We start from the raw sequence: 17,036 nt of genomic DNA on the forward strand, positions 1-17,036 counted from the left end.
TCAAACACCACAATCTCTGATCAAAACCCCGGCGTCCAGGTCACCCCGAACATCCACGCCCGGCCTTCCTCGCGATACCCATACTGACTACCGTCATGGCTGTACAACGCCCGGCTGTAACCCTTGTCCAGCAGGTTATCGACCTTCAATTCCAGCTTGATCTCGCGATTCACCGCCCAGCTGGTACGCAACCCCAGCAGCGCATACCCGTCTAATGGCTGCTGGTTGTTCTCGTCGTCATAACTGCTGCTCACCGCTTGCCAACTGGCGCCGAGGCCGAGTCGGTCAAATTGCCGATCCAGGTCCAGGCTCAAAGTCCGCCGTGCGCGACGGGCGAGGGTGTGGCCGCTGTCTCGATCCCGCGGGTCGATGATTGCTATGCCGAGGTTGCTCTGCCAGCCGAACAGCTCTTGTTTCAAGGCCGCTTCAAAACCATTGATTCGCGCCGAAGCGACATTCGCCGGGCGGTTATTGCTGCCGAAAATAATCGCGTCTTCCAGATCGGTGCGGTACAGCGAAGCTTCCAGGCGACTGGTTTCTGTCAGATGGCTGCGCCATTGCAGCTCATAACTTTTCGAGGTTTCGGGCTTCAAGTCCGGGTTGCTGAAATCCGGGTAGTACAGATCGTTGAAGGTCGGTGCGCGGAAGCCTTCGCTGTAGGTCAACAGCACATCGTTGTCCGGGTTCAGCGGCAGGGTGAACGTGCCGCTCCAGCTGTTCTGGCTGCCGAACTGCTGGTTCTGGTCGCGACGCAGACCCAGTTCGGTAGAGAAACTGTCGGCCTGATAGCGATGCTGGATAAACGCTGCGCGGTTCCAGCGGCTGTCTTCGTCGAACGCTGTGCTGCTGTTGATTCGGTCTTCGTACCAGTCGCCACCGAGGATCAGGCTGTTGCGCTCATCCAGGGTCAGGTCGTTCTGCCAGTTCACCGAATCGCGGTAAGTGTTGAACACGCTGCGCTCGTCGCTGAGCTTGTCGAGTGTCTTCTCGCGGTTTTCGCTGTGACCGAACTCGACGCGGGTTTTCCATCGGTCATTGATCCGCGCATCGACATAACTGCTGACGCTGCTCACAGAGAACTCGCTGTAGGGCTGCTGCTGGACCGATTCGAAGGTGGTCATGTCGAAGCGGCCGAACGGGTTGTCGAAAGCGCTTTTGCCCTGGTTATCCAGCAGATTGGCGCCGATTTCGATGTCATCGCTGAGGGCGTGACTCACGCTTAAGCTGACCGATTTATTGCGGTATTCATCGTGATCGCCATCACTGGGCCAGGACTCGTGAGTGCGATTGATGCCTGCCGTTTCATCAAGGCTGGCACCGAGATTGAAGCGGGTCTGCGCGTCGCCGCCGGATAATCCGAGGCTGCGCTCCCAGGTCTGGTTGCTGCCGACTCCCACGTGCATGCGTGGTTGCAGGCCCTGTTCGCCGCCACGGCGGGTGAAGATCTGGATCACCCCGCCGATCGCATCGCTGCCGTAAATCACCGAGCGTGAACCGCGCAGCACTTCGACGCGCTCGACCTGTTCGATGTTGATGTGTTGCAGGTTGCTGTCGCCCGAGGTCGAATTGCCGATGCGTTGGCCGTCGACCAGCACCAGACTTTGCGCCGACTTGGTGCCACGAATGTAGACCCCCGGCAGACTGCCGCGCCCTCCGGTTTGCCCGACCTGTACGCCCGGAACGCGGCGCAGCAACTCCGGGACGCTGCTCGGTTGCAGACGGTCGATGTCTTCGCGGGTGAACACGGTGTTGGCGGCGCTGCTGTCATTACGTGCTTCGACCTGACGGTTGGCGCTGATCAACACGTCCGGCAGTTTCAGGGCCTGGTCGCGTTCGAAGGTGTCAGCCAAGAGTTGGCCGGCCGGCAGAAGCGTCAGCGTCAGCGTCAGGGCAAGGCGGGAGAGTTTCATCGGAAGTCCATTGGCTTTGGAGCGAATACAGTTTTGAAAGGCATGAAAACCAATGTGGGAGCGAGCTTGCTCGCGATGACGGTGTGTCAGTCAACGAATATGTCGACAGTCAGACCGCTATCGCGAGCAAGCTCGCTCCCACAGGGTTTTGTATGTGTTTTTTAGAGGTTCAGCAGTTGCAAGCGCTGACGCACCGCTTCTTCGATCCCAATCTCATCCAGCCCGCATTCCGCCAGCATTTGCGCAGGCTTGGCGTGCTCCACATAGGCGTCCGGCAAGCCCAGGTGCAGCACCGACTTGAGGATGTTTTCCCGGGCGAGGAACTCGCTGACCGCGCCGCCGGCACCGCCCATGATTGCGTTCTCTTCGACGGTCACCAACAACTCGTGGCTGCCGGCGATTTCGCGAACCAGTGCTTCGTCGAGCGGTTTGACGAAACGCATGTCGACTACCGTCGCATCCAGCTTCTCGGCGACTTTCAGTGCCTCGGCCAGTTGCACGCCGAACACCAGCAGGGCGACTTTACTGCCCTGACGGCGAACGACACCCTTGCCGATTTCAATCGGTTCGAGGTCTTTCTCGATTGGCGCATTCGGGCCGGTGCCGCGCGGATAACGCACCGCCGCCGGGCCGTTGTACAGATGGCCGGTGCTGAGCATTTTGCGCAGTTCGTTTTCGTCGCTCGGGGTCATCACCAGCATGCCGGGGATGCAACGCAGGAACGACAGGTCGAAGCTGCCCGCGTGCGTCGGGCCGTCTTCGCCCACCAGACCTGCGCGGTCGATGGCGAACAGCACGTCGAGGTTTTGCACCGCCACATCATGCACAAGCTGGTCGTAAGCGCGCTGCAGGAAGGTCGAATAGATCGCCACCACCGGTTTTGCGCCTTCGCAGGCCATGCCGGCGGCGAGGGTCACGGCGTGCTGCTCGGCAATCGCCACGTCGAAATAGCGCTTCGGGAAGCGCTCGCTGAAAGCCACCAGATCGGAGCCTTCCTTCATTGCCGGAGTGATCCCGACCAAGCGTGAATCGGCAGCGGCCATGTCGCACAGCCATTCACCGAACACACCGGAATACTTCGGCCCGCCGGCTTTCTTCGGCGCGGCGGCAGGAGCATCCACAGGTTCGAGTTTGGTGATGGCGTGGTAACCGATCGGGTCGACTTCCGCCGGAGCGAAGCCTTTGCCTTTCTTGGTGACGACGTGCAGGAATTGCGGGCCTTTCAGGTCGCGCATGTTGCGCAGGGTGGCGATCAGGGTCGGCAGGTCGTGGCCATCGATCGGGCCGATGTAGTTCCAGCCCAGCTCTTCGAACAGCGTGCCGGGAACCAGCATGCCTTTGGCGTATTCTTCGGTGCGACGGGCGATTTCCCAGGCGCCAGGCAGGCGCGACAGGACCTTTTTGCTGCCTTCGCGCATGCTTGCGTAAGTGCGGCTGGAAAGGATTTTCGCCAGATAGTTCGACAGCCCGCCGACGTTGCGCGAGATCGACATGTCGTTGTCGTTGAGGATCACCAGCATGTTGGCGTCCACTTCCGGCGCATGGTTCAACGCCTCGAAGGCCATGCCGGCAGTCAGTGCGCCGTCGCCGATCACTGCAATCGCCTTGCGATCACTGTGTTGCAGCCGGGCGGCAATCGCCATGCCCAGCGCTGCGCTGATCGAGGTGCTGGAGTGGCCGACGCCAAAGGTGTCGTACTCGCTCTCGGAACGACGCGGGAAGGCGGCAACGCCGTCCTTCTGGCGCAGGGTGCTCATGCGCTCGCGACGGCCAGTGAGGATTTTATGCGGGTAGGCCTGATGACCCACGTCCCACACCAGCCGGTCATCCGGGGTGTCGAAGACGTAATGCAACGCGATGGTCAGCTCGATGACGCCCAGGCCGGCACCGAAATGCCCGCCGGTCTGACCGACCGTGTAGAGCAATTCCAGGCGCAACTCATCAGCCAGGGTTTCCAGCTCGGCTTCGCCTAACCGGCGCAGGCCGTCCGGCGTGTTGGCACGGTCGAGCAGGGGCGTGGTCGGGCGCTTGCGGGGAATCTCATGAAACGTCGTGGGCATCAGGCGAATCGTTATAGGTATAAAAGATGCGGCAGTTTACCTGATGCATCGCCCCCTGCCCACGCGTTGGTTTTTTTTGGCGGATACGCCGTCAGCTGCGCCGATCCACGATGTACCGGGCCAGATCGCGCAACGGTTCGGCCGCCGCGTCAAACGGTCGCAGCGCGTGCAGGGCCTGGTCCCGCAGTTCCAGGGCGTAAGCCTTGGCCGCGTCGAGACCGAGCAGTGCCGGGTAGGTCGGCTTGTCCCGGGCGATGTCGGCGCCCTGGCGTTTGCCGAGGGTTGCGGTGTCACTTTCGACGTCGAGAATGTCGTCCTGGACCTGAAATGCCAGGCCAATGGCCTGTGCATAACTCTGCAGGGACTTCAGTTCGTCCTTCCCGGCATGACCGCTGGCCAGGGCACCGAGCTTGACGCTGACTTCGATCAACGCGCCAGTCTTGTGCCGATGCATGTATTCAAGGGCTTTTTGATCGAGTTTCAGGCCCACTGAGCCGAGGTCGATGGCTTGCCCGCCAACCATGCCCGCCGGGCCTGCCGCCAACGCCAGGGCGCTGACCATCTGCAGACGGGTGTCGGCGTCGCAACTGCTCAGGCGCGGGTCGAGCAGGGCGCTGAAGGCCAGACTCTGTAAACCGTCACCGGCGAGGATTGCACAGGCTTCATCGAATTTTTTATGCGTAGTCGGCTGGCCGCGACGCAGATCGTCGTCGTCCATGGCCGGCAAATCGTCGTGTACCAGCGAATAGGCATGGATCAGTTCAACCGCACAGGCTGCGCCGTTGGCTTGCTCGGCCTTGCCGCCCAGCGCTTCACATGCGGCATAAGCCAGTAGCGGACGCACACGCTTGCCGCCATTCATCACGCTGTAGCGCATGGCTTCGTAGAGGCGGGCGAGTTCAGGGCTCGGCGGGCTGAACAGGGTTTCCAGCGCAGCATTGACGCGGGCCTGGCTGGCCGCCGAATACGCCGCAATCATTCCGGCTGATCCGCGTCGAAAGGTTCCTCGGCCAGCTCCCCATCACGCTCGAGCAGCACTTGAACCTTCTGCTCGGCCTGAGCCAGCGCCGCCTGGCAATCGCGGGTCAACCCGATGCCCTGCTCGAAAGCGGTCAGCGAGTCTTCCAGCGACAATTCGCCGTTCTCCAGACGCTCCACCAGCGTTTGCAGGTCAGCGAGGGATTGTTCGAAATCCAGTGCAGCTTTTTTGCGGGCCATGGCGGCTATTTCCGGTTGACGTTAAACCGGCGCGACACTAGCAGAGAGAGGGAGTTGGGGCAAATAGGCGGTAAGTGTTGCGATCGCTGCAGAAGGTGGAATAGACGAGGCAATTTTTGAGCGCTGACGTAAACTTTGCTTACAGAATTCCAGGGTCCGGTCTCGTACGCGAGTGTTGACGCGATAGCCTGTCGATCATCGGCCTGCGCTTTGTCAGGCATCAAGGAAGGCCATGATGGCGGTGGTTTCATTAAGGGAATGAGATGTTCGAGATAGATCGCAGCAGTAAGACGCTGTTGGTGGACCAGATCCGAAGCGCAATTATTAGCCGCATTGAATCTTTTCAATGGGTTCAAGGCAGCAGGTTGCCATCGGTCAGGGCGCTGTCCAGACAACTGGGCGTCAGTAACTTTACGGTGAGCAGCGCTTACGAGGACCTCGTGGCGCAGCACATTATCGAGTCCCGACCCGGGGCCGGTTACTTTATTCTGGCGACCAATCCAGCAGGACCCCTCAAGGATCTGGACGAGTTGATCCCGCCGTCCAGCCTGCATGCGGGGTTTCTGTACCGCGCGCTGGACCCTTCCCAATACGATATTCCCGTCAGTTCAGGTTACTTTCCTCCGTCCTGGCTGGCTGAAGCTGTGCCTGTTTCTGTGACCGGACGGTTGATTCGTAACACGCTGTCTTGCAGCGTTCCGGCGCCCGCGGCGGGTAGCCAGGCGTTGCGCTCGGTGATTGCGCGCAAGTTGCGAGAGGTTCATATCAATGCCTCCAGCAGCCAGATTGTGGTGACGGTGGGCGCTACCCATGCGTTCTCGCTGATACGTAATGTCATGCTCAAACCGGGTGATTACCTGCTGGTCGAGGACCCAAGCTACTTGTTGCTGCAGTTGAAGCTGATCAAGGGGCGGGACTTCAACATCATCACGGTGCCACGATTGGGCGATGGTCCGGACCTGGAGGCCATGGAGGCCATGCTGATCAAGTACCGGCCAAAACTGTTTCTGACCCAGACCCTGATCCACAACCCCACTGGCGGCAATACCTCCCCGGCCAATGGGTTCAAGATTCTTTCGCTGGCCGAGAAATATGATTTTCATATTGTTGAAGACGATATTTTCGGCTCGTTGTCTGCCAGGCAAACGCTTCGACTGGCCAGCCTGGATGGTTTGAATCGCACGTTTTACATCAGCGGTTTCAGCAAGGTGCTCAGTCCTGCCCTGCGCCTTGGGTATGTGGCGGCACCACCGGCCTTTGTCGAGCGTCTGGTGGAGCAGAAGATGTATAACTTGTTGTGCGGCTCATCCCTGGACGAAACCATCGTGACGTACACCCTGGAATCCGGGCGCTATCAACACCATCTGGATGCCCTGCGTCAGCGGGTGATGCAGGAACGTGTCAGGGCGCGGGAGTGGCTGGGCAAGGTCGGCGTGGTGTTTGATGAACCTGGCGTGGATGGCTTGTTCCTGTGGGCACGTTTCCCCGCGCACGTGGATATTCGCCGTTTGATTGAGCAGGCCCATGACGCCCGCATCTTTCTGGCTCCAGGGTCGTTGTTCAGCAACACCCGGGGCTACGATCAGTACATCCGCCTGAACGTCAGCCACTGCAATGACATCCAGTTCAAGCGTTTCATCGAATCTCAGACCTGCAGCGAAACAGCCCGCCGAGTCACCGAACACGACGTTTGAGATGTCCCGGTCAGGCGGATGACAGTCGATCTAGCTGCCCGGCGGCGTTTCACGGGTGAAGGGTGGGCGGTGCATTGATTCCCGATTTTGCTGCCAGCTTTTGAAGTATTCCACCAGAGTGGCCACTTCACCCAGATCTGCATAGGAGTAGATGACGCCATTGAGGATCTGGACTTCGTCATTATCGTGCAGGGCTTGAATGAGCGAATCCTCGACGATTTCCGAGCCGTTGACGGCCAGGCTGATGTCATCGATCCAGTACAGCGGTTTACCGTCCTGGCTCGACCACACCTGGGTATCGGCGTAAAAAGCCTTAAGCGCTAATCCATTGGTTTTCATAGACATATCGTTATTCCCAGTTCGACGGCAAGCATCGCCCGCCATCTGCTGATACTTCTCTTTTTCAGACAGGTTCTGTGGGTTATGTCTTTTTCTCCGTTCTGAAACGTTGCAGCTCAGAGGTGGGGCGAAAAAAGCTCGAAGAGGTCATGGGCGGGTTTCCATCTGGGTGTGGAGGGTGGAGCGCGCTGGTTGGCCAGCGCGCGGTCCTGTTCAGATGCGCTTGGACAGCCAGACCAGCACGATGACGATGGCGCAAACGGCCGGGGTCAGCCAGTTCCAGGACTCGCCCATCAGGATGATCGAAAAAGCAAAAGTGAAGAACGGTTGCAGCAATTGCAGTTGGCTGATGCGCTGGATGCCACCCAGGGCCAAGGCGCGGTTCCAAGAGAAGAAGCCCAGCAGGGAATTGATCAGGGCCAGGAACAACAGGGCGGCGACGCCTTGTCCAGGCAAGTTGGCGATAGTCTGGCTGTCATAGAGCCAGAGGCTGACCGGCAACAGCACTGGCAGGCTGATGACCAGGGTCCAGCACATGACCTGCCAACCTGGCAGTTCTTTGGAAAGCGCACCGCCCTGGGCGTAGCCAAAACCGGCCAGCAGTACGGCGCCCAGCAGCGCCAGGTCGCCAATGTAGATGTCTGAAACGTCCGACTTGATGACGGTGTAGGCCATCACGACCAAGAAGCCCAGGCTTGAAACCGCCCAGAACATTTTGGACGGGCGAGTGCCTGTAATCAGCGTGCCGAAGATCGCTGTGGACAGCGGTAGTGCAGCGAGCACCACACCGCCATGGCTGACCGGCACATATTGCATGCCCAACGCGGTGAGGATCGGAAAGCCGTAAACAATCCCCGTGGAGGTCAGCAACATCCGCTTGATTTGCGAGCGATTGGGAAACTTTGCCCGACCGATAAGCAAAAAGGGAATTGCCGCAAACGCAGCCAACACCGACCGAAAGAACCCGACTTGCAGGGCACTCAGGTCGCCAGCGAGCATTTTTGCCGCCGGTAAGGTCATGGCAAAAGCCGCGACCGAAATGAGGCCCAGGAAATAGGCTTGCAGGTCTTGATTCTTTGTTTCTTGAAAGCTGGCTACGTTGGTTTGCGTCATGGGACGTTTCCTTCTGGCTTCGTCGGTCGAGCGTCCACCCTGCGGGGGTGGACGTACACGCCGATCAGATCTGCAGATTAGGGAGCCTGGCGAGGGATGTACCGGTACGGCGACGGGCATGGGCAACGAACTGTATGGTTGCGCGGCCATGACAGTTGGAGGCCTGTCTGTTCTCGATAGAGTGCTAGCGTGCGTGCGCACACAGCTCGACGCTGATGAGAGGGTTCACTGGAGGAACGAGGAGCGCTTTAGCAGGTCTGGCTCGGGTAATAAAAGCCGTTATCCGATAACCGGTGCTCTTGACGTGAGTGTGAGCCGAATAAAAACTCTATTCGGCTCACATGGTGAGCCGAATATGACGCCTATTCGGCTCACCGTCCAGTTGTCGGACAGCATGTCGCCTCACATGCGGCTGTGACTGAATCGCGCAACATGGGTTGGCCGCAGGTCAATGGGTTGTTCAGGCTATTTTCAGACATTAAAAAGCCGGCTTGTGGCCGGCTTCTCGGGGACTGGCTTGATTTATTTTTGGTAAACCGCGCCAGCCTTCAAAACGTACACCCGGATCTTGCGTCCGGCTGTGGGACTCGGCGAGAAAGTCATCTGCCTTGTCGGTGCGATCTGAGCCTGAAGAAGGGTCGATGCGCAAATGTGGGGCGCAGCATACTGATTTTTTTGAGGAATTCCCAGCTTGGCATGCGGGGTAGAGCGATTGTGCAGAGGTGTAGCAGCTGACGAGGCTGCGTTCGGCTACTGCGCAGTCGAACGAGGCAAGCCCCTGTAGGAGCGAGGCTTGCCCGCGAAGAACAATGACGCGGTCTGCCTGGCGTACCGCGGCGCTCCCTTCGCGGGCAAGCCTCGCTCCTATGTATGGACCCGCCCCCTCGCCATGGTTGCTTACAGAAAGGGCACAGACGGCCGACGTTTGTTGAGCGTCGACCACCAGAATACCCACCCCAATACCCTGATGCTCTGCTTGTCGATCTGCTCGGCACTGAAGATCTCATCTGGATACTCGGCTTTGTTGTAGCTGCGCAATCGCAGCGCATTTCCCGGCATTCGATGCAGGTATTTGATCCGCAACATCCCGTCATGTTCGATCGCGTAAATCTCCCCATCAATAACCTGGGTAAGCCCGCGGTCGATCGCAAGCGTCGAACCGTCTTCAATCTTTTCGCCCATGCTGTTGCCGATCATATGAAAGCAGATGGCATCGGCATGATTGACTTCCAAAGAGTCGAGGTGGCTGCGGGGCAGGCGGATGGATTGGCTGGGGTCTTTGACGACGTGGGTTTTGTTGGAGCCCGGGGCGGTAGCTGTTTCTTTGTAGAAGGGCAACTCGACGTCGATGGACTCGATCACCGTATAGATGCCGCGAATGGCTTGGGCGTCGAAGGTGTTGCCGGCCTCGTCGAGCACGCGCAGGCGTGAGGATTCTTTCGGGCCTTCGCCGGTTTTCAGCCAGTCGCTGTTTACAGACAGTAGTCTGGCGACCTCTTCCATGCGATAGGCGGGCACACCTCGGGTGTACCAGTTGTGGATATTTTGCGCTTCCGTGTCGAAGAAAGCGGCAAATCCAGTGGTTGTAATTTTCGCCGCTTCGAGGAGTGCTTTAAACCGTGGGCCGCTAGTGTTCTTTTTCATAAACACGAGTTTACTGGCGCAGGATGGGGGTTTGAATAAACGATCCGTTCAAATTTCGAGGGAAATTTAAGACTGGATGTAAGACACTTTTAGTGGAAATTAAACTGGAAAAAACCCAAGCCAAGAAGCGCTATACGGACCGTTAAAGGTGAGTGTCTGAGCGGAGCGCCCACAAAAAACCCCGGATCAACCGGGGTTCTTCTTGGCGCCTGGAGCTAGAAGCTTACCGCGGCTTCTCAGCCTTTATAGGCAGCAACCGACTTCATGATCGCGTCACGGGCGGCATCTGCGCCGGCCCAGCCTTCGATCTTCACCCATTTGCCTTTTTCGAGATCTTTGTAGTTCGCGAAGAAGTGCTCGATCTGCTGAATCAGCAGCGCAGGCAGATCGGTGTATTCCTTCACGTCGACGTACAGCTGGGACAGCTTGTCGTGTGGAACCGCGATCACTTTGGCATCGCCGCCGCCGTCGTCGGTCATGTTCAGGATGCCGACTGGACGAGCGCGGATTACCGAACCTGGAGCAACCGGGTAAGGGGTCACGACCAGCACGTCGAGGGGATCACCGTCGTCGGCCAAGGTGTTCGGGATGTAACCGTAGTTGGCCGGGTAGAACATCGGGGTGGCCATGAAACGGTCAACGAACAGGCAGTCGCTGTCTTTGTCGATTTCGTATTTGATCGGCGCGTGGTTGGCCGGGATCTCGATCGCGACGTAGATGTCGTTCGGCAGGTCTTTGCCAGCCGGAATCTTGCTGTAGCTCATTGGGCGGTGCCCCCGTTAGTTGACCAAAAACACTTGGCCGGATTGACCAAAAAGTGGCGGCGATTATAGGCATATTCCGTCACCGTTGCTATGTACCAGAGGTCGTAGAGACCTTAGTCGTGTGCCTGATAGACAGGGTTCTCGGCCAGAAGTTGCCGCAGCCGGGCCAATGGATCCTGGCGATAAAACAGCTTCAGCTGCTCATAGACCTGTGGATAAGCCTCGTGCAGCAAATCCGGGGCGCTGAAGAAGTATTCGCTGGTGACCGCGAAGAACTCGGCGGGGTTTTCCGCTGCGTACGGGTCGATGGCGGTTTGCGCGTCAGGGTTGCGGTCCAGTTGCCGATCGAGGTCATTGTAGGCCTCTTGCATGACCCTGGCCCAGTCGCTGATACGCATATCGGCATGCAGCGGTGGCAGGCCATTGGCGTCGCCGTTGAGCATGTCGAGTTTGTGCGCGAGTTCGTGGATGACCAGGTTGTAGCCTTCCCAGCCACCGCTGGCCATTACGCCGGGCCAGGCGAGGATGATCGGGCCTTGTGGCCAGGCTTCGCCGCTGTGTTCACCGTCCCACTCGTGTTCGACGCCGCTGGCATCGCGATGGCGCTGGGGGCTGAGGAAATCGTCGGGGTAAAGGATGATTTCGTGAAAGCCCTGATACCAGTTCAGATCGCCCAGATGCATCAGCGGCAATTGGGCCTGGGCGGCGAGCAGCAGGCGTTGTTCCTGGTGAAGCTCGACGCCGGGCAGGGCGGTCAGGTGTTTGTCTTGCAGGAACAGCACGCACGCTTCCCGCAGCCACTGGTCTTCGGCTGCGCTGAGGCCATCGAGAAAGCTCAAGTGATGGCGCACCCGTTGCCACATGTCGTCGGCAATCGGATGCCTGGCAAGGGTGCGCTGGCGTCGCCAGGCGCTAAGGGACCACATCGTGAGTCAGCGTGGTTCGACTTTGGACGCGGCATGACCGAGGCGGCTGCGGATCACGCCGATGATCATCGGTAGCAGCGACAGGAGGATGATGCCCAGCACCAGCAGCGACAGGTTCTGCTTGATGAACGGTACGTTACCGAAGAAGTAACCCAAGGTGACCAGGCCACCCACCCAGAGGATGGTGCCGAGGACGCTGAATGCAAGGAAACGGGGGTAAGGCATTTTGCCAACACCTGCGACGAACGGGGCAAAGGTGCGAATGATGGGCAGGAAGCGCGCCAGGGTCACGGTTTTGCCACCATGTTTGTCGTAGAAGTCGTGGGTTTGTTGCAGGTAGTCGCGGCGGAAAATTTTCGAGTTCGGGTTGCTGAACAGCCTTTCGCCAGCGGTGCGGCCGATTACGTAGTTGGTGCTGTCACCGAGAATCGCCGCCAGCATCAGCAGGCCACCCAGCAGTACCGGGTCCATGCCGCCACCGGCCGCCACGGCACCCGCGATGAACAACAGGGAATCGCCCGGCAGGAATGGCATCACCACCAGACCGGTTTCGCAGAAGATCACCAGAAACAGAATGGCGTAAATCCATGCCCCGTAGTTAGTCACCAGCAGGTCGAGGTAAACATCGAGATGCAGGATAAGGTCGATCGGGTTGAAATCCATGGAAAGCACCTGTGGTGATTAGCCCGACTCTGCAGGCCTGTGCGGATGGCTTGGCGTAAGACTACAGCGGAGTGTGATTTTTCTTACGAGCCGGAAGAATGGGCATTATAGGGGGAGAGAAGCGAAAAACGCCTCGAGTTTGTAGCAGGGGATGTCGATGGGTTGCGTTGCTTGTGGAAAAAAATCGCAGCCCGGCAGCTCCAACTGGGAAATGCAGTCAGTACAAGGAGCTGCCGAAGGCTCGGGCCGCGTGCGGACGATCTTTCTGGGACTTAAATCCCGTCACTGATCGGCAACACGTAGTTTTTGAACTCGGTGTCTTCCTTGAACCCGATGGATTCGTAGGTTTTCTGCGCGACTTCGTTATTGCTGCTGGTGGAAACGCGCATGCGCACGGCATTGGTTTCCTTGGCCATTTTTTTCGCGGTGCGGATCAGGTTGTCGGCCACCAATTGGCGGCGGGCGTCTTCGGCGACGTAGATATCGTTGAGGATCCACACGCGTTTAAGCGAAAGAGACGAAAAGCTCGGGTACAACTGACAGAAACCCATCAGTTTGTTGTTGTCGTCATCGGCCAGGGCCAGGTAGATCACCGATTCCTTGCGCCGCAGGCGTTTCTCGAGGAACGCCCGGGACGAGTCCGGATAGGGCAGGGAATCGTAAAACTCACGATATTTGACGAACAACGGGGTCAGCAGGTCGAGGTGTTCGAGGGTCGCTTGAATAATCCGCATGGTAGGTCTCGTCTTCAAGTGGCTGTCTTACGTGGTGACGGCGATGGGAAATCCCTGGCAGCCGTGCATCGATCCTGCCTGAAACCTGAATAGAAACGCAATGCGGAAACGGTTCAGGCATCCGACGGGCTCAGTAGGAAATTACCTTTAATGTCCGCACCAATGTCCGACTCCAGCGTCTGAACCTGGGCTTCGTCCTTAAGACTGACCCCTGATAACTGCCGCCGACAGGCTTCGCGCATCAAATACAGCAAACGGTGTGCCGCCATGCCGTAACTCAAGCCTTCGAGGCGGACATTCGAGATGCAGTTGCGATAGGCATCCGTCAGTCCGACCTTTGGATTATAGGTGAAATACAACCCCAGGCTGTCTGGCGAGCTCAAGCCAGGGCGTTCGCCGATCAAAATGACCACCATTTTGGCGCCCAGCAGCTCGCCAATCTCGTCGGCTACCGCGACTCGGCCCTGTTCCACCAGAATCACCGGCGACAGGGACCAGCCCTCAGCGGCTGTCTGTTCTTCCATGCGCGCCAGAAACGCCAAGGTGTGGCGATGAACGGCCAATGCCGAGAGGCCATCGGCCACCACGACGGCCAGATCCACCCCGCCAGGATGACTCTGCGCGTAGTCGCGTAGCGTTTGCGCCGACTCATCACTTAGCTTGCGTCCTAGATCGGGGCGCTGCAGATAGCTGTTCCGGTCTGTGGCGGCGCTGTGCAGCAGTAAACTCTCACGCCCACGTTCGGCCAGTTGCGAACTGAGCCCCATGTGGTCGAACGGCAGGTGCACCGCATCCCGGGCCTGTGCATGGGCGTACTGAAAATCCAGCTGCGCGCCGGTCGGCATACTGGTGCCGGTGCGACCGAGGGCAATACGTGCCGGGGTCAGGCGACGCAGCTCCAGCAATGGGTTTTGCGGATCGACAGGTGGTTTATCCATCTCAATACTCATCCCAGTTGCGCCATGGCCTGACGGAAGGCCGGCGGCAGGTTGTCGCCGAAGTGAATTTTGCCGTCTGCCTGGGTGAAGATGCCCATGTTCGCCAGCCACTGTTCAAATTCTGGCGCTGGTTTCAAGCCTAAGGTTTTCCGGGCGTAGAGGGCGTCGTGGAACGAGGTGGTCTGGTAGTTGAGCATGATGTCGTCGGAGCCGGGGATGCCCATGATGAAGTTGATCCCGGCCACGCCCAACAGGGTCAGCAGGGTGTCCATGTCGTCCTGATCGGCTTCGGCGTGATTGGTGTAACAGATATCGCAACCCATGGGCACGCCCAGCAGCTTGCCGCAGAAGTGGTCTTCGAGGCCGGCGCGGATGATCTGTTTGCCGTTGTAGAGGTATTCCGGGCCGATGAAGCCTACGACGGTATTTACCAGAAACGGTTTGAAATGGCGCGCTACGGCGTAGGCGCGGGTTTCGCAGGTCTGTTGATCGATGCCATGGTGAGCGTTGGCCGACAAGGCGCTGCCTTGGCCGGTCTCGAAATACATCAGATTCTGGCCCAAGGTGCCGCGATTCAGGCTCAAACCCGCGTCATAGCCTTCCTGCAAGACGTTGAGGTTGATGCCGAAACTGGCATTGGCCGCTTCAGTGCCGGCGATCGACTGGAACACCAGGTCCAGCGGAACGCCGCGATTCACTGCCTCGATGGAAGTGGTGACGTGGGTAAGCACGCAGGCCTGTGTAGGAATTTCATAGCGCTGGATGATTGCATCGAGCATTTCCAGCATGGCGCAGATCGACGCGATGCTGTCGGTGGCCGGGTTGATACCGATCATCGCGTCACCGTTGCCGTACAGCAGGCCGTCGAGAATGCTCGCGGCGATACCGGCCGGTTCGTCGGTGGGGTGATTGGGTTGCAGGCGCGTAGAGAGCCGGCCGCGCAGGCCCAGCGTGCCGCGGAATTTCGTGATCACGCGGATTTTCTGCGCCACCAGCACCAAGTCCTGCACGCGCATGATCTTCGATACGGCGGCGGCCATTTCCGGGGTCAGGCCTGGCGCGAGGGCGCGCAGGCTCTGTTCGTCGGCGGCGTCGCTGAGCAGCCAGTCGCGAAAGCCGCCGACAGTGAGGTGGCTGACCGCTTTGAAAGCCTGTTTATCGTGAGTGTCGATGATCAGCCGGGTGACTTCATCGGTCTCGTAAGGGATCAGCACTTCTTGTAGGAAATGAGTCAGCGGGATGTCAGCCAGGGCCATTTGCGCGGCCACTCGCTCGCCATCGTTGAGGGCGGCAACGCCGGCCAGAAAGTCCCCGGAGCGCGCCGGGCTGGCTTTGGCCATGACGTCCTTGAGGCTGTCGAAGCGGTAGGTCTGGGCGCCGACCGTGTGAGCAAAACTCGCCATACAGATTCTCCGTGACGGCGCAGACAGGGCCTGCACCGGGATTTGCGGCCGTTAGTGCAAGGCTTCTTCAGCTTTCTGAATGGCCGCGAACTCTTCTTCGGGCGTGCCTGCTACCAAGTGATGCCGACTGTAGAAGGCAAAGTAAGCAATTAACACTCCATAGATGATCGCGGCGCCAATCACCACCCGCGGATCCACCAGAAAGCCCGCCACCACGGCGATGCAAGCTAACACCAGTGCCACGCCTGAGGTGAAGATACCGCCCGGCGTGCGGTACGGCCGATCCATTTTGGGGCGACGGATACGCAAGGTGATGTGCGCGGCCATCATCAGCACATAGGAGATGGTCGCGCCGAACACCGCCACCAGAATCAGCAGGTCGCCCTGGCCGGTCAGTGACAGGCCAAAGCCGATGATGCCGGGAATGATCAACGCCAGCACCGGGGCCTTGCTTTTATTGGTTTCGGACAGTTTGCGCGGCAGATAACCAGCTCGGGACAAGGCAAAGATCTGCCGCGAGTAGGCATAGATGATCGAGAAGAAACTGGCGATCAGCCCGGCCAGGCCCACCAGATTGACAAAGTGGCCCATCCAGGTCGAACCGCCATAGGCCTTGCTCAGGGCTTCGACCAACGGATTGCCCGAGGTCAACAGGGCATTGGCGCCCGCACCGCCAGGACCGATAACCAGAATCAGCAGGGCAAAGCTCACCAGCACCAGCATGGCGCCGATTAAGCCGCGCGGCAGATCGCGTTTCGGGTTTTTGGTTTCTTCTGCCGCCAGTGGCACACCTTCGACGGCCAGGAAGAACCAGATTGCGTAAGGAATGGCTGCCCAGACGCCGACATAGCCGAAGGGCAGGAAGCTGCTGGCGCCTTTGGCCTCGGTCACCGGGATGTCCAGCAAATTGGCGACGTTGAAGTGCGGCACCATCGCGATCAGAAATACTGCCAATGCCAAGGCCGCGACGGCGGTGATCACGAACATCAGTTTCAGGGCCTCGCCGACACCGAAAATGTGAATGGCGATAAAGATGATGTAGAACGCCAGGTAAATCATCCAGCCGCCTATGCCGAACAGCGACTCGCAATACGCCCCGATAAACACCGCGATCGCCGCAGGGGCGATCGCGTACTCGATCAGGATCGCGGTTCCGGTGAGGAACCCGCCCCAGGGCCCGAATGCGCTACGGGCAAATCCGTAGCCACCGCCGGCGGTCGGGATCATCGAAGACAATTCGGCCAGGGAGAAGCACATGCACAAGTACATGGTGGCCATCAGCAACGTGGCGAGAAACATGCCGCCCCATCCGCCTTGCGCCAAACCGAAGTTCCAGCCGGCGTAATCGCCTGAGATGACATAGGCCACACCCAGGCCCACCAGCAGGACCCAGCCCGCCGCACCTTTTTTCAGTTCACGTTGTTGGAAATAATCGGAGCCGACTTTTTCGAAGTCGACGGAGGAGATTGCCGGCTGCGCGCTGGCTTGATCGCTAGGCATAGGGGTTCACCTGTTCTTATTGTTTTTTAGTCGGCATTTTTGCCGGGGGTGACGCTAGATATTTCTGCTGGATATTCAACGTTTCGCGAGCAAGCCCGTTCCCACAGGAAGTGGCTTGCTCGCGACAGAC

At 58.9% G+C, this 17,036-nt stretch carries 15 protein-coding genes; 1 reads left to right on the forward strand and 14 read right to left on the reverse strand.

Annotated elements, in window-relative coordinates:
- Nucleotides 1-20: 20 nt before the first annotated feature.
- The 4 genes from NHU87_RS10910 to NHU87_RS10925 form a co-directional block, all read right to left on the reverse strand.
- Nucleotides 21-1,910, reverse strand: coding sequence for a TonB-dependent receptor domain-containing protein (locus NHU87_RS10910; protein WP_253548171.1), 1,890 nt, complete (start codon nucleotides 1,908-1,910; stop codon nucleotides 21-23).
- 161 nt (nucleotides 1,911-2,071) lie between these two features.
- Nucleotides 2,072-3,970: a 1-deoxy-D-xylulose-5-phosphate synthase gene (dxs, locus tag NHU87_RS10915; RefSeq protein ID WP_253548173.1), complete on the reverse strand. Its 1,899-nt coding sequence runs from the start codon at nucleotides 3,968-3,970 to the stop codon at nucleotides 2,072-2,074.
- 91 nt (nucleotides 3,971-4,061) lie between these two features.
- Nucleotides 4,062-4,949 carry a (2E,6E)-farnesyl diphosphate synthase gene (gene ispA, locus NHU87_RS10920; RefSeq protein ID WP_253548175.1) on the reverse strand — a complete coding sequence of 296 codons (888 nt, stop codon included), beginning with the start codon at nucleotides 4,947-4,949 and terminating at the stop codon, nucleotides 4,062-4,064.
- Nucleotides 4,946-5,188, reverse strand: a complete 243-nt coding sequence (locus NHU87_RS10925) for an exodeoxyribonuclease VII small subunit (RefSeq protein ID WP_007894317.1) — start codon at nucleotides 5,186-5,188, stop codon at nucleotides 4,946-4,948. The genes ispA and NHU87_RS10925 overlap by 4 nt, the downstream gene beginning before the upstream one ends.
- A gap of 263 nt (nucleotides 5,189-5,451) precedes the next feature.
- On the opposite strand from NHU87_RS10925, the gene NHU87_RS10930 reads away from it, so the two are divergent.
- Nucleotides 5,452-6,882 carry a PLP-dependent aminotransferase family protein gene (locus NHU87_RS10930; RefSeq protein WP_301271414.1) on the forward strand — a complete coding sequence of 477 codons (1,431 nt, stop codon included), beginning with the start codon at nucleotides 5,452-5,454 and terminating at the stop codon, nucleotides 6,880-6,882.
- 30 nt (nucleotides 6,883-6,912) lie between these two features.
- Here NHU87_RS10930 and NHU87_RS10935 read toward each other — a convergent pair whose 3' ends face one another.
- The 10 genes from NHU87_RS10935 to eat all read right to left on the reverse strand — a co-directional run bounded on the left by NHU87_RS10935 (nucleotide 6,913) and on the right by eat (nucleotide 16,906).
- Entirely contained in the window at nucleotides 6,913-7,227 is a 315-nt protein-coding gene (locus tag NHU87_RS10935) for a hypothetical protein (protein ID WP_253548179.1), read from the reverse strand.
- A 207-nt stretch (nucleotides 7,228-7,434) separates the two neighbouring features.
- Nucleotides 7,435-8,334, reverse strand: a complete 900-nt coding sequence (locus NHU87_RS10940) for a DMT family transporter (RefSeq protein WP_253548181.1) — start codon at nucleotides 8,332-8,334, stop codon at nucleotides 7,435-7,437.
- 897 nt (nucleotides 8,335-9,231) lie between these two features.
- Complete coding sequence (locus NHU87_RS10945) at nucleotides 9,232-9,978, reverse strand: S24 family peptidase (protein ID WP_253548183.1); 747 nt, start codon at nucleotides 9,976-9,978, stop codon at nucleotides 9,232-9,234.
- Between the two features lie 236 nt (nucleotides 9,979-10,214).
- Nucleotides 10,215-10,742 carry an inorganic diphosphatase gene (ppa, locus tag NHU87_RS10950; protein WP_050681916.1) on the reverse strand — a complete coding sequence of 176 codons (528 nt, stop codon included), beginning with the start codon at nucleotides 10,740-10,742 and terminating at the stop codon, nucleotides 10,215-10,217.
- 113 nt (nucleotides 10,743-10,855) lie between these two features.
- Complete coding sequence (locus NHU87_RS10955) at nucleotides 10,856-11,668, reverse strand: zinc-dependent peptidase (protein ID WP_253548185.1); 813 nt, start codon at nucleotides 11,666-11,668, stop codon at nucleotides 10,856-10,858.
- Between the two features lie 6 nt (nucleotides 11,669-11,674).
- Complete coding sequence (locus tag NHU87_RS10960; RefSeq protein WP_253548187.1) at nucleotides 11,675-12,331, reverse strand: DedA family protein; 657 nt, start codon at nucleotides 12,329-12,331, stop codon at nucleotides 11,675-11,677.
- Between the two features lie 272 nt (nucleotides 12,332-12,603).
- Entirely contained in the window at nucleotides 12,604-13,065 is a 462-nt protein-coding gene (locus NHU87_RS10965) for a GNAT family N-acetyltransferase (protein WP_253548189.1), read from the reverse strand.
- Nucleotides 13,066-13,178: 113 nt separating this feature from the next.
- Nucleotides 13,179-14,003, reverse strand: a complete 825-nt coding sequence (eutC, locus tag NHU87_RS10970; protein WP_253548191.1) for an ethanolamine ammonia-lyase subunit EutC — start codon at nucleotides 14,001-14,003, stop codon at nucleotides 13,179-13,181.
- Between the two features lie 8 nt (nucleotides 14,004-14,011).
- Nucleotides 14,012-15,406 (reverse strand): ethanolamine ammonia-lyase subunit EutB, encoded by a 1,395-nt coding sequence (locus tag NHU87_RS10975; protein ID WP_253548193.1) that lies wholly within the window; start codon nucleotides 15,404-15,406, stop codon nucleotides 14,012-14,014.
- A gap of 51 nt (nucleotides 15,407-15,457) precedes the next feature.
- Complete coding sequence (gene eat, locus NHU87_RS10980; RefSeq protein ID WP_253548195.1) at nucleotides 15,458-16,906, reverse strand: ethanolamine permease; 1,449 nt, start codon at nucleotides 16,904-16,906, stop codon at nucleotides 15,458-15,460.
- Nucleotides 16,907-17,036 lie beyond the last annotated feature (130 nt).

This window comes from Pseudomonas mandelii, assembly GCF_024138395.1.
Lineage (GTDB): Bacteria > Pseudomonadota > Gammaproteobacteria > Pseudomonadales > Pseudomonadaceae > Aquipseudomonas > Aquipseudomonas mandelii_E.

Excerpts from the sequence above, each read along its gene's own strand:
- NHU87_RS10940 (WP_253548181.1), bottom strand. The coding sequence starts at position 8,334 with ATGACGCAAACCAACGTAGCCAGCTTTCAAGAAACAAAGAATCAAGAC.
- NHU87_RS10910 (WP_253548171.1), bottom strand. The coding sequence starts at position 1,910 with ATGAAACTCTCCCGCCTTGCCCTGACGCTGACGCTGACGCTTCTGCCG.
- NHU87_RS10960 (WP_253548187.1), bottom strand. The coding sequence starts at position 12,331 with ATGGATTTCAACCCGATCGACCTTATCCTGCATCTCGATGTTTACCTC.
- ppa (WP_050681916.1), bottom strand. The coding sequence starts at position 10,742 with ATGAGCTACAGCAAGATTCCGGCTGGCAAAGACCTGCCGAACGACATC.
- NHU87_RS10965 (WP_253548189.1), bottom strand. The coding sequence starts at position 13,065 with ATGCGGATTATTCAAGCGACCCTCGAACACCTCGACCTGCTGACCCCG.
- dxs (WP_253548173.1), bottom strand. The coding sequence starts at position 3,970 with ATGCCCACGACGTTTCATGAGATTCCCCGCAAGCGCCCGACCACGCCC.
- NHU87_RS10925 (WP_007894317.1), bottom strand. The coding sequence starts at position 5,188 with ATGGCCCGCAAAAAAGCTGCACTGGATTTCGAACAATCCCTCGCTGAC.
- NHU87_RS10945 (WP_253548183.1), bottom strand. The coding sequence starts at position 9,978 with ATGAAAAAGAACACTAGCGGCCCACGGTTTAAAGCACTCCTCGAAGCG.
- NHU87_RS10935 (WP_253548179.1), bottom strand. The coding sequence starts at position 7,227 with ATGTCTATGAAAACCAATGGATTAGCGCTTAAGGCTTTTTACGCCGAT.
- ispA (WP_253548175.1), bottom strand. The coding sequence starts at position 4,949 with ATGATTGCGGCGTATTCGGCGGCCAGCCAGGCCCGCGTCAATGCTGCG.
- NHU87_RS10955 (WP_253548185.1), bottom strand. The coding sequence starts at position 11,668 with ATGTGGTCCCTTAGCGCCTGGCGACGCCAGCGCACCCTTGCCAGGCAT.
- NHU87_RS10930 (WP_301271414.1), top strand. The coding sequence starts at position 5,452 with ATGTTCGAGATAGATCGCAGCAGTAAGACGCTGTTGGTGGACCAGATC.
- eutC (WP_253548191.1), bottom strand. The coding sequence starts at position 14,003 with ATGGATAAACCACCTGTCGATCCGCAAAACCCATTGCTGGAGCTGCGT.
- NHU87_RS10975 (WP_253548193.1), bottom strand. The coding sequence starts at position 15,406 with ATGGCGAGTTTTGCTCACACGGTCGGCGCCCAGACCTACCGCTTCGAC.
- eat (WP_253548195.1), bottom strand. The coding sequence starts at position 16,906 with ATGCCTAGCGATCAAGCCAGCGCGCAGCCGGCAATCTCCTCCGTCGAC.